17 protein-coding genes and 2 tRNA genes are annotated in these 14,099 nt (G+C 36.0%); 15 read left to right on the forward strand and 4 right to left on the reverse strand.

Annotation, left to right across the window (positions count from 1 at the left end; genetic code table 11):
• Nucleotides 1–2 precede the first annotated feature (2 nt).
• Nucleotides 3–890, forward strand: coding sequence for a YitT family protein (locus tag APB85_RS09415; protein ID WP_057483111.1), 888 nt, complete (start codon nt 3–5; stop codon nt 888–890).
• Entirely contained in the window at nt 887–1,468 is a 582-nt protein-coding gene (locus tag APB85_RS09420) for an HD domain-containing protein (protein WP_057483112.1), read from the forward strand. The genes APB85_RS09415 and APB85_RS09420 overlap by 4 nt, the downstream gene beginning before the upstream one ends.
• 43 nt (nt 1,469–1,511) lie before the next feature.
• On the opposite strand, the gene APB85_RS09425 is transcribed toward APB85_RS09420, so the two are convergent.
• The 4 genes from APB85_RS09425 to APB85_RS09440 all read right to left on the reverse strand — a co-directional run bounded on the left by APB85_RS09425 (nt 1,512) and on the right by APB85_RS09440 (nt 3,701).
• Nucleotides 1,512–1,724, reverse strand: a complete 213-nt coding sequence (locus APB85_RS09425; RefSeq protein ID WP_057483113.1) for a hypothetical protein — start codon at nt 1,722–1,724, stop codon at nt 1,512–1,514.
• 215 nt (nt 1,725–1,939) lie between these two features.
• Nucleotides 1,940–2,014, reverse strand: a tRNA-Pro gene (locus tag APB85_RS09430).
• Between the two features lie 219 nt (nt 2,015–2,233).
• A tRNA-Ser gene (locus APB85_RS09435) sits at nt 2,234–2,316 on the reverse strand.
• Nucleotides 2,317–2,462: 146 nt separating this feature from the next.
• The gene (locus APB85_RS09440; protein WP_057483114.1) at nt 2,463–3,701 is read right to left on the reverse strand and encodes an NAD(P)/FAD-dependent oxidoreductase; all 1,239 of its coding nucleotides are present in this window, start codon (nt 3,699–3,701) and stop codon (nt 2,463–2,465) included.
• Nucleotides 3,702–3,820: 119 nt separating this feature from the next.
• Here APB85_RS09440 and APB85_RS09445 point away from each other — a divergent pair, with 119 nt between their 5' ends.
• From APB85_RS09445 to APB85_RS09505, 13 genes are all read left to right on the forward strand, one after another.
• The gene (locus APB85_RS09445) at nt 3,821–5,356 is read left to right on the forward strand and encodes an HAL/PAL/TAL family ammonia-lyase (RefSeq protein ID WP_057483115.1); all 1,536 of its coding nucleotides are present in this window, start codon (nt 3,821–3,823) and stop codon (nt 5,354–5,356) included.
• A gap of 53 nt (nt 5,357–5,409) precedes the next feature.
• Complete coding sequence (fabG, locus tag APB85_RS09450) at nt 5,410–6,141, forward strand: 3-oxoacyl-ACP reductase FabG (protein WP_057483116.1); 732 nt, start codon at nt 5,410–5,412, stop codon at nt 6,139–6,141.
• Entirely contained in the window at nt 6,142–7,020 is an 879-nt protein-coding gene (locus tag APB85_RS09455) for an LpxL/LpxP family acyltransferase (RefSeq protein WP_057483117.1), read from the forward strand.
• 9 nt (nt 7,021–7,029) lie between these two features.
• On the forward strand, nt 7,030–7,479 hold the full coding sequence (locus APB85_RS09460) for a hypothetical protein (protein ID WP_057483118.1): 450 nt from the start codon (nt 7,030–7,032) through the stop codon (nt 7,477–7,479).
• Between the two features lie 2 nt (nt 7,480–7,481).
• Entirely contained in the window at nt 7,482–7,901 is a 420-nt protein-coding gene (locus APB85_RS09465) for an acyl-CoA thioesterase (RefSeq protein WP_057483119.1), read from the forward strand.
• Nucleotides 7,901–9,040 carry a beta-ketoacyl synthase N-terminal-like domain-containing protein gene (locus tag APB85_RS09470; RefSeq protein WP_057483256.1) on the forward strand — a complete coding sequence of 380 codons (1,140 nt, stop codon included), beginning with the start codon at nt 7,901–7,903 and terminating at the stop codon, nt 9,038–9,040. The genes APB85_RS09465 and APB85_RS09470 overlap by 1 nt, the downstream gene beginning before the upstream one ends.
• Complete coding sequence (locus APB85_RS09475; RefSeq protein ID WP_057483120.1) at nt 9,041–9,643, forward strand: hypothetical protein; 603 nt, start codon at nt 9,041–9,043, stop codon at nt 9,641–9,643.
• Nucleotides 9,636–9,893, forward strand: coding sequence for a phosphopantetheine-binding protein (locus APB85_RS09480; RefSeq protein WP_057483121.1), 258 nt, complete (start codon nt 9,636–9,638; stop codon nt 9,891–9,893). The genes APB85_RS09475 and APB85_RS09480 overlap by 8 nt, the downstream gene beginning before the upstream one ends.
• A 3-nt stretch (nt 9,894–9,896) precedes the next feature.
• Nucleotides 9,897–11,087, forward strand: coding sequence for a beta-ketoacyl-[acyl-carrier-protein] synthase family protein (locus APB85_RS09485; protein WP_057483122.1), 1,191 nt, complete (start codon nt 9,897–9,899; stop codon nt 11,085–11,087).
• Nucleotides 11,077–12,135, forward strand: a complete 1,059-nt coding sequence (locus APB85_RS09490; protein ID WP_057483123.1) for a beta-ketoacyl synthase chain length factor — start codon at nt 11,077–11,079, stop codon at nt 12,133–12,135. Before APB85_RS09485 ends, APB85_RS09490 begins: the two co-directional genes overlap by 11 nt.
• Nucleotides 12,125–12,895 carry a polysaccharide deacetylase family protein gene (locus APB85_RS09495; protein ID WP_057483124.1) on the forward strand — a complete coding sequence of 257 codons (771 nt, stop codon included), beginning with the start codon at nt 12,125–12,127 and terminating at the stop codon, nt 12,893–12,895. Before APB85_RS09490 ends, APB85_RS09495 begins: the two co-directional genes overlap by 11 nt.
• Nucleotides 12,882–13,502, forward strand: coding sequence for a LolA family protein (locus APB85_RS09500; RefSeq protein WP_057483125.1), 621 nt, complete (start codon nt 12,882–12,884; stop codon nt 13,500–13,502). Before APB85_RS09495 ends, APB85_RS09500 begins: the two co-directional genes overlap by 14 nt.
• Before the next feature lie 175 nt (nt 13,503–13,677).
• A complete protein-coding gene (locus tag APB85_RS09505) occupies nt 13,678–14,049 on the forward strand; it encodes a hotdog family protein (RefSeq protein WP_057483126.1) in 372 nt (123 codons plus the stop codon).
• Nucleotides 14,050–14,099: the final 50 nt, after the last annotated feature.

Consider the following 14,099-nt stretch of genomic DNA (forward strand, 5'->3'; position numbering starts at 1 on the left):
TTATGAGTAGTACAGATCGTATCGATTGGAAATCCATTTTTTCCCTATCTTCAATGATGTATACCATATTGGGGGTGTTTTCTGCCCTGATTGCGTTGCAGGGGTTTATGATTCCTAACCATTTTCTGGATGGCGGTATAACAGGGATTTCCATTTTAATTGAAGAAGTTTTCCACATTCCCTTCAGCCTACCTTTTATACTTTTAAACCTTCCGTTTATCTTTATGGGGTTTAGAAAAATCGGAAAAACTTTCAGTGTAAATGCTTTAATAGCAGTTATACTTCTTGCAGTACTTATGACGTTCATCACCTTTCCCCAAATTACCAGCGACAAGGTGCTTATAGCGGTTTTCGGAGGGTTTTTTATTGGACTGGGAATAGGTTTAGTTATACGGGGCGGCGGGGTTATAGACGGGTTGGAAATCATTGCCCATTATACCAATAAAAGAATTGGTTTCTCAACCAGTGAAATTATTATGACCATTAATACCCTGCTTTTTATTGGAGCGGCTTTTGAATTTGGAATTGAAACAGCCATGTATTCTATTCTTGTTTATTTTACAGCCATGAAAACTTCAGATTATGTAGTTGATGGATTTGAAGAATTTACGGCTTTAACTATTATTTCAAAGGAATTTGAAACGGTAAAATCGGTGATCGTAAATGATTTTGGTAAAGCCGTAACCGTTTATAAAGGAGAAAGAGGTTATCTTCCCTCCAGTTATGATATAAAACAGGATTGTGATATTGTGATGACTATAGTAACGAGAATAGAAATACACAGGATCAAAGAGGTTATAAAGGAATTGGATCCCAACGCATTCTTTTATGTACAAAGGATAAAGGAAGTTAAAGGAGGATTAGGTAAACATAATAGCATGCAGCATTGAGCAAGATTCTATTTGAAAATATTTATAAGAAAATTATTTCCAGATTAGATCAGGAACTTCCCGGGTCGCTTGTCTACCATAACGTAAATCACACAAAATATGTCTTGGAAAAGGCAGTGAAACTTGCTGCAAGTGAAAACATAACCGGGAGGGAACTCGAACTTATAAAAATTGCTGCTTTATATCATGACACGGGATTTTTGCTTAGTCATATAGAGCACGAGAATCTGGGATGCCTAATCGCCTCAAGAGACCTGCAGGAATTATTTTTAGACCCAGTAGAAATTGATATGATATGTGGCATGATAGCCGCAACAAAAATTCCGCAAAGACCAAAGAATATTTTTGAAAAGATAGTCGCAGATGCTGATTTGTTTTATCTGGGAACTCCTAATTATAATCAGTTTAGCAAGAAACTTTACAAAGAATTAAAGCATTTTGATCCTTCCATCAATGATGAAAAGTGGTTAAAGATACAGGTCAATTTTCTTTCATCTCACAGCTATCATACAAAATATGGTAAGGAAATCTTGGAACCGGTTAAAAGAGACATTTTAAACTCTCTATGTTTAAGGTGAAAACTAAGCTTTTTAGGAATTTTAAGCTGGTCTACAATTTCTTTTAAATAGCTATTTGTATTGCTATACGCCGGTAATAGAAATTCTGAAGTTGGGTTTTCATATTTATCCATTTATTCACTGAAGTTTTCATTTTCAGGCTCATTTCAGCGCATTTTCCATTTACCGTCATACGGGCGTAAATGGATAATTCTTTTTTGTTTCGGTTGAGTTTTCTTGTAAAGAAAAGTACAGAGAATGTAGTAAAATCAGGCATTTCGAATGTCTTTAAATTAAACAATACGTAATAAAGACGAAGGTCAAATCAATCTAATGATCATTCTAAGATAGTGAAATGCTGGAAAGAAAGTATTCACCGAATCATTCACTGGATAGGGTGATATCAAACCATATCAAATGATATCGTAAAAACAAAAAACACTGAAAATCAATAGATTAACAGTGTTTTTATATCCTTTTAAAGAAGGTTCGTCGGGGTGGCAGGATTCGAACCTGCGGCCTCCTGCTCCCAAAGCAGGCGCGATAACCGGGCTACGCTACACCCCGAGTAATTTCTTAATCGCGCTCGGCGCGATAATTGGGAAGATTTATTTTAGCTAAACCCATAAATAAACCACAAAATTAATAGTCTAAACTATTAACGGAAATTTTAGCCTTTTCCGATCCAAAACACTCTTTAAAAAGCAGTCCGGGAGACGGAGGAAGATTATCCCTATCTTTTCCATAAGAAAAGGAGAATAAAAATCCGCAGACTAAAAAATCTTGCGGAGAGACCGGGATTCGAACCCGGGCATCCAAAAAGGATGACAGCTTAGCAGGCTGCTGCATTACCACTCTGCCACCTCTCCAATTTTAAAGAACGCGCAAACAATTTTGCGGTTGCAAATGTAACTTTTACTTACTTACCTTCCAAACTTTTTTGGGCTAAAGAACAGAATAAAATTCGCCGTTTTTTTTAATCGCTTTGACATCAGAAATTTAAGCTTAGAAATTTCTAAATATTTATTTCTTCCCGATCTATCATACGGGCTATATTTCCAATAATTCGTTGATGATTCTTCACAAAAGGATTATTTTTATCCCAAACATATCCCGCCAGAACCGCACAAATTTGCTCTCTAATATCGGTTCTGGGATTCTCGTGAAAAAATAATTTCTGTAGATTCCCGGTGTACCATTCTTTTACGTAACTACTGAATACAGAGATACCGGCTTGCATATATTCCGCATAATCTTTCTCCCAATCAACTTTTTTACCTTCTACTTCAAGTTTAGTCAATTTAGCGGCTCGCAAACCAGATTCGGTGGCAAAGGCAACTCCAGAAGAGAAAATAGGATCAAGAAATTCTGCACTGTTCCCGGTTAATGCAAATCCTTTGCCATAGATCTTTGTTACGTTTCGGGAGATATTCGGCAACTTAACCGGTTCAAATAAAAAAGGATAGGAGTTAAACCTGTTGTTATAATATTTCAGATTTTTCAACATCTCTTTAAAGGCAACCGAATTATTTTCACTGAAACCTTCAAACCATTCATTTTCACTTACAAAACCAAGGCTTGAATTTCCGTTAGAAAAAGGAATATACCAGAACCAGGTTTTAGTATCTAAAACTTCAAAGGTAATAAGTTCACCTTCTTTGCCTTTTGGTCGATTGGTTTCTTTAATATGGGTGAATATGGAAGAATTACCGGAGATTTTTGGGGAAGCATTTAAATTTAATTGTTCTGCCAATACGCGACCGTTTCCACTCGCATCAATTATAAATTCAGCTTGTATTTCAATTTTTTCTTCAGAATTTATCACAACTTCGGTCAAAGATTGTTTTTCTTCAAAATTCACGTTTTTGACTTCCGCATTAAAATAGATCTTTACGCCTTTTCGTTGAATTTCATTCGCTAAAACCAGGTCGAAATCAGCTCTCGGAACCTGCCACGTCCAATCCCAGCCTTTTCCAAATTTTTCAGAAAAATCAAATTCGCCAAGTTTATCTTCTTTTATAAACCTGGCACCGAATTTCTTTTGAAATCCTTCGGCTTTTATAGCCTCTAATAATCCTGCTTCCTTAAAGTTTTCCATGCTTTTAGGTAACAGGCTCTCACCAATACTAAAGCGCGGAAATGAACTTTTTTCCACAACCAAACATTCTACACCTTGTTTTTGCAAATACCCGGCTGCGACCATCCCAGAAGGGCCGGCGCCAATAATTAAGATCTGTGTGTTGAGCTGTTTCATTTTTTGGACTTAGCCAACTTACGCTTGCTATGAATATTCGTTCTAAATCTAAAATAGGCAATTTAAAATACGGGCTAAATATAGTACATTTGTTAAGATTCTTAACAATTACGCGGTCTATGCTCCAAATCAATAACACCCTTAGCCTCGATGATTTTCATAAGGTTTTATTTGAAAATACTGAAATTAAGCCTACTTCAAAAACCCTTAAAAGAATTGATGCTAGTTTTAAGTTTTTAAAGGAGTTTTCTAAGAATAAGGTTATTTATGGCGTTAATACCGGTTTTGGGCCAATGGCCCAGTATAAGATCAAAGATAAAGATCGCATTCAGCTTCAGTATAACTTAATTAGAAGTCACGCTTCAGGCTCAGGAAAGGCAATGGAGCCGCTTTATGTAAAAGCTTTAATGTTGGCCCGTTTAAATACACTTTCCCTTGGAAAATCTGGTGTACATAGATCAGTGGCCGAGGTAATGCAGCAACTTATCAATAAAGATATTACCCCACTAATTTTTGAACACGGTGGAGTAGGAGCTTCAGGAGATTTGGTGCAGCTAGCGCATTTAGCATTAGTGTTAATTGGTGAAGGAGAGGTTTTTTATAAAGATAAACGTAGAGATACCAGCGAAGTTTTTTCCGAAGAAAATATTAGTCCGATAAAAATTGAAATTAGAGAAGGACTGGCTTTAATGAATGGTACTTCGGCAATGACCGGCATTGGAATTGTCAATATTATTTATGCCAAGCGATTGTTGAACTGGTCAGTTTTTTGTTCTGCAGCGATTAATGAAATTGTGCAGGCTTATGATGATCATTTATCTGAAGAACTCAATGCAGCAAAGAAACACCAGGGGCAGCAAAAGATTGCAGAAAAAATGCGAGATCATTTAAAAGACAGTAAACTCACTCGCGATCGTAACGAACATTTGTATAATGATGCGGCTGATAAAAACACTTATTTTAAAGAAAAAGTTCAGGAATATTATAGTTTGCGCTGTGTGCCGCAAATTTTAGGACCGGTTTACGACACCATAGAACATACCGCCAAAATCCTTATCGAAGAAGTGAATTCTGCCAACGATAACCCTATTATAGATGTGGAAAACAAGCACGTGTATCACGGGGGAAATTTCCATGGCGATTATGTAGCCCTGGAGATGGATAAATTAAAACTCGTGGTTACTAAACTATCTATGCTTGCTGAACGCCAACTCAACTATTTGCTCAATAATAAACTCAACGATATTTTACCACCTTTTGTGAATTTGGGAAAACTAGGGCTTAATTTTGGGATGCAGGGAGCCCAATTTACCGCGGTTTCTACCACGGCAGAAAACCAAACCTTGTCTAACCCTATGTATATTCATAGTATTCCCAATAATAACGATAATCAGGATATTGTGAGTATGGGCACCAATGCGGCAAATATTACAAAGACTGTTATTGATAATGCTTTTGAAGTGATTTCAATAGAACTCATTACTATTGTCCAGGCTCTACGTTATTTGAATTTCGACGATAAATTATCGAATAAAACCAGGCAGGTTTTAGAAGAAATGAACAAGATAATTCCTGAAATAAAAGAGGATTCTCCACTTTATAAAACTAATGCTGAAGTAAAAGAATACCTTAAAAATAACGAAGTTTATAAATAAAAAATGATTGCTTTTGCGAGCTTTTTTAATCTTAACCAGAAAATAAGAACTCAATGAAATACGCACTCATTACAGGTGCTTCCCGCGGAATTGGAAAAGCCATTGCTGTTAAACTTGCCAAAGAATTGCAATATAATATTTTGTTGAATTTCCATTCTAACATCGATGCCGCTAATGCCACAAAAGAACTGGTTGAGGCTGAAAATGTACACTGTGAATTGCTTCAGTTTGATGTTTCTGATACCAAAATGAGCGAAAATGTATTACAAGATTTCCGCAAAAATAATCCTGATGCAGAAATTGAAATCATTGTAAATAATGCAGGAATAACCAGAGACGGCCTTTTTATGTGGATGAAGCCTGAAGACTGGCATTCGGTAATCAACACCAGTTTAAATGGTTTTTATAATGTTACACAGCCTCTATTAAAAGATATGCTGAAAAGGCGCTATGGTAGAATCATTAATATTGTCTCACTTTCGGGCTTAAAAGGAAATGCCGGGCAGGTAAATTATTCGGCTGCAAAAGGGGCATTAATTTCTGCAACCAAAGCACTGGCAAAGGAAATTGGTAAAAGAAAAGTTACTGTAAATGCTGTAGCACCCGGTTTTATAACTTCAGATATGACAGCCGATTTTGATGAAAAAGAACTCAAGAAAATGATCCCATTAAATCGTTTTGGCGAAGCAGAAGAAGTAGCCGATTTAGTGAGTTTTTTGGCTTCTAAAAAAGCTTCCTATATTACCGGAGAAGTTATAAATATTAACGGCGGACTCTATTCTTAAATGGCAAAGTGGAAAGGAAAATCCAGGGGCAGCGTTTTAGGAATGAGGATTTATATTTTTATCCTAAAAAATTTCGGCCTTTATGCGTCCTATTTTGTTCTGCTTTTTGTGGCGCTTTACTTTGTTTTTTTTGCTTTTAATTCAACTGAAAGTGTCTACTTCTTATTTAAAAAGCATCTTGGTTACTCTAGAACCAAAGCTGTCTTGAACGTTTATAAAAGCTATTTTACCTTCGGAAAGATTCAATTAGATAGGGTGGCCATAGCTTCGGGTTTAAAACATAAATATACTTTCGAATTTGACGGAATTCAGCACATTCAAAATTTATTGAAACAAAATAAAGGCGGGATTTTGCTTACCGCACACATCGGAAATTTCAACCTTGCTAAACATTTCTTTGACAAAAAACATGATCATACTATTGTAAATCTGGTAGTTACCGATCTGGAACACGAAGAGATCAAAAATTACCTGGAATCGGTTACCGGAAAATCGGCTATAAAACTCATTGTTTTAAAAGAAGATCTCTCCCATATTTTTGAAATGAACAATGCGCTTCAAAATAACGAACTCCTTGTCTTTGCTGCCGATCGTTATACCGAACATGCTAAAACTTATACTCAAGATTTTATGGGGAAACCGGTGAAATTTCCCCAGGGTCCCTTTAAACTGGCTGCACGTAATAAAATCCCAGTGTTGTTTGTTCACATTATGAGAGAGCAGAATTTTCATTATCATTTTTATGCAAGGCCTTATAATCCTGAGAAAAATGAGGCGAAAAATTTATTAAAAGCTTATCTTGAAAACCTTGAAATGATGCTAAAGAAATACCCTCATCAGTGGTATAATTATTACGATTATTGGAACGATTTCAGCTAAAATCAGTTTATGGAAGAAAATTTATTGAAAGAACCAATTTTAGAATTAGATAGAATACTTCAGTTAATTCCTCAAAAGCCACCATTTGTAATGGTAGACAGTTTGTTGGAGTATAATGAAAAGGAAGGTACCACGGGATTTACTATTCCCGCAGATAATATTTTAGTTGAAAACAATATCTTTTCTGAACCCGGCGTAATAGAGCATATGGCGCAAAGTATGTCGCTTTGGCGTGGTTACCAGGGATTTTTAAGCGGACTTGACAAACCAAAAACAGGGTTTATTGGTGCAATTAAGGCTGTAGAAATTATGAGACTACCAAAGTCCGGAAGTAAACTGACTACTTATGTGGAGATTCTCCAGGAGTTTTTGAACGTAACTTCTGTTGGCGCACGTACTTTTGATGAAGAAGGAAATCTTTTAGCCACTTCTGAAATGAAAACGGTAACTGTAGATTAATTATGCTGGAGAAATCCCTAACTACCATTACAAAACTTAAGGTTCGTTTTCACGAATGTGACCCGTTGCAAATCGTTTGGCACGGGAATTACCTGAAATATTTCGAGGAAGGCAGAGAAGATTTTGGAAGGGAACACGGTATTTCTTACCTCGATGCAAAAGCTGAAGGATTTTCCACGCCCATTGTAAAATCTGTTTGTGAACATAAATTACCTTTAAAATACAGTGATTCATTTACGGTAGAAACTACTTTTAAAAATTCAGATGCGGCAAAAATCAATTTTTCTTATAAAATTTATAAGGGTGACAATTTGATCTGCACCGGGAAAACAACGCAGGTTTTCCTGGATAAAAACCGTGAATTAGTCTTAAATAATCCGCCGTTTTTCTTAGATTGGAAAAAGAAAATGAAGTTGCTTTAATGAAGAAGCTCTACCTGTTAGACGATGCTATTATTTCTCCGCTTGGATTTTCTATTGAAGAAAATATCAGTGCCATTCGAGAAGGGAAATCGGGTTTACAACTTCAGCAAAAACCTGAGATCACCGAAAATTCTTTTTACGCGGGAATTATTGATGAATCCCCTTTAAATGATGCTTTTAAAGCCATTCGAAACCCTAAAAAATATACCAAGCTTGAGAAAATGATGCTGCTGGCGGTACAGCAGATTTTAAATAAAAACCCAAACTTAAATTTAGCTGAAACCGCCCTGGTGATTACTACCACGAAGGGCAATATTAACCTCCTAAAAGATCCCGGTAATTTTCTTGAAATCCGTTTAAAACTAAGCGAACTCGGAAAAGTGATTGCTAATTTTTTCGGCTTTATTCTAAAACCCATTATTGTTTCTAATGCCTGTATTTCTGGTGGTCTGGGACTTGCTGTGACGAGAAGATTAGGAAGTATAGGAAAACTTAAAAATGCACTAGTGGTGGGAGGCGACCTGGTTAGCGATTTTGTAGTTTCAGGTTTCAACTCGTTCCAGGCTTTAAGCCAGGAAGCTTGCAAACCATTTTCTAGAGACCGCAACGGAATTAGTTTAGGCGAAGCCGCAGCGGCTATGCTTGTGAGTATTGATAAACCTGAAAGTTCAGGAAATATAGCATTGATTGGAGATTCTACAGTAAATGATGCAAACCATATTTCGGGACCGTCCAGAACCGGAGAAGGACTATATCAAAGCATTCAAAAAGCGCTAAAAGAAGCTTCTATTTCTACAACAGAAATAAATTTTTTATCGGCTCACGGCACGGCAACTATATATAATGATGAAATGGAAAGTATGGCTTTTCATCGGTCTGGATTACAAAATACGCCGCTTCACAGTTTAAAAGGCTATTTTGGGCACACTTTGGGCGCTTCAGCTTTAATAGAAAGTATTGTTACCAAACATTCGATGCTGAAAAATCACTTGTACAGTTCCAAAAATTTCGGAGAATTAGGGGTTTCTAAATCACTGAATATAATCCAGCAAAATGGGGAAAAGCAAATTAATTATGCGCTAAAAACCGCTTCTGGTTTTGGAGGATGTAACCTCGCTTTGGTTTTTAAAAAGGAATAAATGCAACAGGATTTCTACATAAAAGATTGGGTTAAGATAAAGGATGGAAAGATCTCAAATTCAAAAAGTGAGATTTTTAATTCTTCGGAAAAGAACCTCGATTTTTTCCTTAAATCGGTTTATGATTTTTTAGAACTGAAGTACCCGAAATTTCATAAAATGGACGGCTTATCTAAATTAGGGATTTTAGGGACCGAAATTCTTTTTAGAAAGAATAGTATTTCTACCGATACCGCGTTAATCCTATCTAATAATGCCTCAAGCCTGGAAACCGACAGGCAATTTCAAGAGAGTACAAAAACCTTTGCTTCCCCTGCGTTATTTGTTTATACACTACCTAATATTGTTTTAGGCGAGGTCAGTATAAAATTTAAACTACAAAGCGAAAATGCTTTTTTTATAGCGGAAAGTTTTAATGCTGAATTACTTAAGAATTATACTGAAAGTTTATTGACTTCGGGAAAGTCTTCAGAAGTGCTTTGTGGCTGGTTAAACTTGCAAAATGGCGAATATGATGTATTTTTGTGCCTGATTTCCCCGGAAATAAATATCTCTTTTTCCGAAGAAAGCCTTAAAAATTTATATTTTGCTGAAAATGATTAACCTACAAACCGAACTTAAAGAAAGTATCATCGAGCAACTCAACCTGGAGGATGTGGAGCCGGCTGATATAGGAAACGACGAACCGCTTTTTGGTGACGGTTTAGGGCTGGATTCTATAGATGCGCTGGAACTTATTGTACTTTTAGAAAAAGATTACGGTATAAAACTTACTGATCCTGCCCAGAGCAGGGAAATTTTTGTTTCCATAAATAAAATGGCAGAATTTATAGAAGCGAACCGTACCAAATAAACTATGAATAGAGGTGTTGCCGTAACCGGAATGGGAATTATTTCTGCTATTGGCAAAAATACCGAGGCCAATTATAGATCGCTCTTGTCTAAGGAAAGCGGAATTAGTTTTCCTGAAATTCTTAAAACCACCCATAAAAATATCCCGGTTGGGGAAATTAAAATTTCGAACAAATCACTTGCCGAAGCCTTAAAGCTACCTCAAGATCATAGTTTTACCCGTACTGCTTTACTTGGCAGTATAGCAGTAAAGGAAGCCCTGGAGCAGTCAAAGATTAAAATTGATACTGAAACCGGTTTTATCTCGGGAACCAGTGTGGGAGGCATTGATGCGACTGAAAATCATTTTAAAGAATTTACAGAAGGTAAAACTAAGAACAATCGTTTTATTCGTTCTCAGCATCCCGGATTTACTACGGAAAAAATAGCCGAACATTTCGGTATTACGGGATTTGTTAGCACAATTAGTACCGCCTGTTCCTCTGGAGCAAACGCAATTATGATGGGTGCCAGAATGATTAAAGCGGGAAAGCTAAAACGCGTTATTGTTGGCGGAACAGACTGTCTTACCAAGTTCACGCTGAACGGATTTAATTCATTAATGATCCTGTCAGATCAACATTGCCGGTCTTTTGATGAAAACCGCAGTGGACTAAATTTAGGAGAAGGAGCCGCTTATCTGGTTTTAGAAGCCGAAGAAGAATTAAAAGGAAAAACTGTTTTAGGAAGAATTATGGGATATGGAAATGCGAATGATGCGTTTCACCAAACTGCTTCTTCAGAAAATGGGGAAGGCGCCTTTTTAGCGATGCAGGAAGCGCTAAAAATTGCAGAAATTAATTCAGGAAAAATTGATTATATCAACGCCCACGGTACTGCTACTAAAAATAATGACCTTTCGGAAAGCAGAGCAATACGAAGACTTTTTGGTGAGAATGTTCCCCATTTTAGTTCTACGAAGGCTTTTACCGGACATAGCCTGGCGGCTGCAGGTGCTTTAGAAGCGGTTTATAGCTTGATAAGCTTAAACAAGCAGCAAATGTTTCCAAATCTCAATTTCTCCCGGGAAATGAGTGAAACAGGATTGGAGCCGGTTACCGAATTAAAAGAAAAGAAATTGAATTTTATTTTATCAAATTCCTTCGGATTCGGCGGTAATTGCACCTCCTTAATTTTCGCTAGAGATGAAGCCTAAAATTTACATTAACGGGATTAGTAGTATTTCTGCGCAAAATTTAGATTTTGAGGAGAATCCGGTTTCCTATCACAAAACCATTTTCCCGGCAATTTCACCAAATTATAAGGAGTTTATAAAACCAATGGCTTTAAGGCGAATGTCTAAAGCTATAAAAATGGGAATTACTTCGGCAAAAGTAGCTTTAAATGAAGTGAAAATTGAAAATCCAGATGCCATTATCACCGGCACCGGCGAAGGTTGCAAACAGGATACCGAGAGATTTCTGGAAAATTTAATAGACCAGGACGAAGAATTGTTATCGCCAACTTCATTTATACAATCTACGCATAACACTATTGGAGGGCAAATTGCTTTAAATTTAGGCTGTAAAAATTACAATGTCACTTATACACAAAATTCAGCTTCTTTAGAAAGTACTTTGTTAGATGCCGAAATGCAACTTTTAGAAACTTCAAAAAAGAAATCTGTTTTGGTTGGAGGCGTAGATGAGCTTTCAGAAAAAATAACTCAGTTTAGAGCGCTGGATGGGCAATTAAAATCTATTGATATTCATAACCTGGATTTATTGAAGGAAGATTCCCCTGGTACAATCACTTCTGAAGGCTCACATTTTTTCACACTTTCAACAGAAAAAAACAATAATTCATATGCTGAATTTAGAGACGTTTCTATACAAAATTCCATTCAGCCGGAGAAAATTAATGATGAAGTTGAAATTTTCCTGAATAGGAACACTATAAATGCTGCTGCAATAGATGTAGTGATTTTAGGGAATAACGGCGATAATAGGTATGACCATTATTATAAGAATCTGCAGCAAAATCTTTTTAAAAATACCGCCCAATTAGCTTATAAACATTTGGTAGGAGATTATGATACGGTTTCGGGCTTTGCACTTTACTCAGCGTGTAAAATTTTAAAAAACCGCAGAATTCCTTCTATAATGAACCTAAATACTTCAACCCCAAAAGAATTGAAGAACATTTTAATTTACAATCAGTATCTTGGAAGGGATCACAGTTTAATTTTACTAAGTGCAGTTTAGAATTATAAACACGATTATCATTCTCTTGCTGGCTGCAGGATTGGTATTAGCCTTTTTTGAGCTCGCCTCGTTTATTTATGTGCTGGCTTTTATAGTTTTTTACATTTTTTTTCTACTAATAGTTGCTACCAATGTGCGTTTTAATTTTTTCGTAAAATCTTTTAGCGAAAATCGAAAGATCAAGGAAAACCATATCGCCATAACTTTTGACGATGGCCCGGTGGAAAACACATTGGAAGTACTTAAAGTTTTGGATAAGTATAATGCAAAGGCCGGCTTTTTTTGCATTGGAGAAAGGATTGAAAAATATCCAGAGATCTTTAAAGAAATTATTCAAAAAGATCATCTTGTAGGTAATCACACTTACACTCATACCAGAAAAATGGGCGCTCTAAGTGTTTCCAGGATTATTTGGGAAATTGAAGAATGTAATAGAATTGCCGAAGAAACCGCAGGAATAAAGCTAAAGCTATTTAGACCACCTTTCGGAATAGTAAGTCCAAAAACACAAAAGGCACTTGAAAGGACCGGCTTAAAATCTGTAGGCTGGAGCATCCGTTCTTTTGATGCCGTAGTTTCTTCAGAAGAAATTATTTTAAATAGAATTAAGAAAAGAATAAAACCAGGTGCGGTAATTCTTTTGCACGATAATAATGCTAAAACCGTCAACATACTGGAACAGTTGTTGTTATTTTTGAAAAATAATCATTACGAGGTCGTAAGACCCGATAAATTACTGGAAATCAATGCGTATTCTTAGTCTCTTACTTTTCTTTTTTAGCCTTAACCTGGCTGCCCAGCAAGAACTTTCTAAAAAAGAAGTTGCACAATTCCAGGAAAAAATGACGGCTAAAGCAAACGAGCTTGAAACTTTACAAGCCAATTTTATGCAGACCAAGAGTATGGAGATGATTGCAAACGAAACTGTGAGCCGCGGGAAAATATACTATCAAAATCCTGGAAAGCTAAAATGGAAATATACCGAACCACAAGATTATATAATACTTTTTATAGAAGGTAAATTACACATTAATGACGCCGGGGATAAAAGTGTTAGGAATACTGCTTCCAGTAAACTTTTTGGCAAAATCGCTAACTTAATAATCGGAAGCGTGAATGGTAAACTACTTCAGGATAATGAGAACTTTGATATTTCATATTTTAAAGAGAATGATAATATAATAGCGGTTATTATTCCTAAGGATGAGCATTTAAGTCAAATGTTTTCAGAAATTCAAATGCAATTTAATACTGAAAATTTAGTGGAAAAAGTAAGTTTGATCGAAGAGTCAGGCGATGCTACAGTTATTGAGTTTAGCGAAATCCAGTGGAATAAAGATATTCCGTCTTCTGTATTTCAGCCTTAAAACTTACTTTAAAGGCTAAAAATCCTGAATTTTCTGTTTAAATTAGTAAAAAACTTCGGAGCAAGCTAGGGGAGCATTGTTATTGGAAAAGATAGTTTAATTTCGATGCACCCCGATACTTCCTCACGAATCATTTAATCTCGATTATCGAGTAAGACATCAACAACCAACCAATATGTTATTAAAGGATTTTTATTCGGTATTGAATTCTTCCAGGGAAGAGGGGAAATATTTTACAAAACTTCAAATTAATAAAGATCACGCTATTTACGAAGGGCATTTTCCCGGCAGGCCGGTAACTCCTGGTGTAATTTTAATGCACTTATTTAAAGAAGAGGCGGAGCGTAGGTGTGATTGTAAACTTCAGTTCAAAAAAGGTTCTAATGTAAAATTTATGGCAGTAGTAGACCCTAATAAAAATGCTGTATTAAATCTGGAATCTGAAATTGAAGAATTAAACGGAGAAATAAAACTTAAAGGAATTGCACGAAATTCGGAAGGTATATCGTTGAAAATCAATTCTTTTTATAAAAAATTAGAATCTTAGTCGTTTAACATATTGTGCTCTGCTTTTTAATTATACTTTTGCAGTTAAAG

The sequence above is a fragment of the Salegentibacter mishustinae genome, from assembly GCF_002900095.1.
Lineage (GTDB): Bacteria > Bacteroidota > Bacteroidia > Flavobacteriales > Flavobacteriaceae > Salegentibacter > Salegentibacter mishustinae.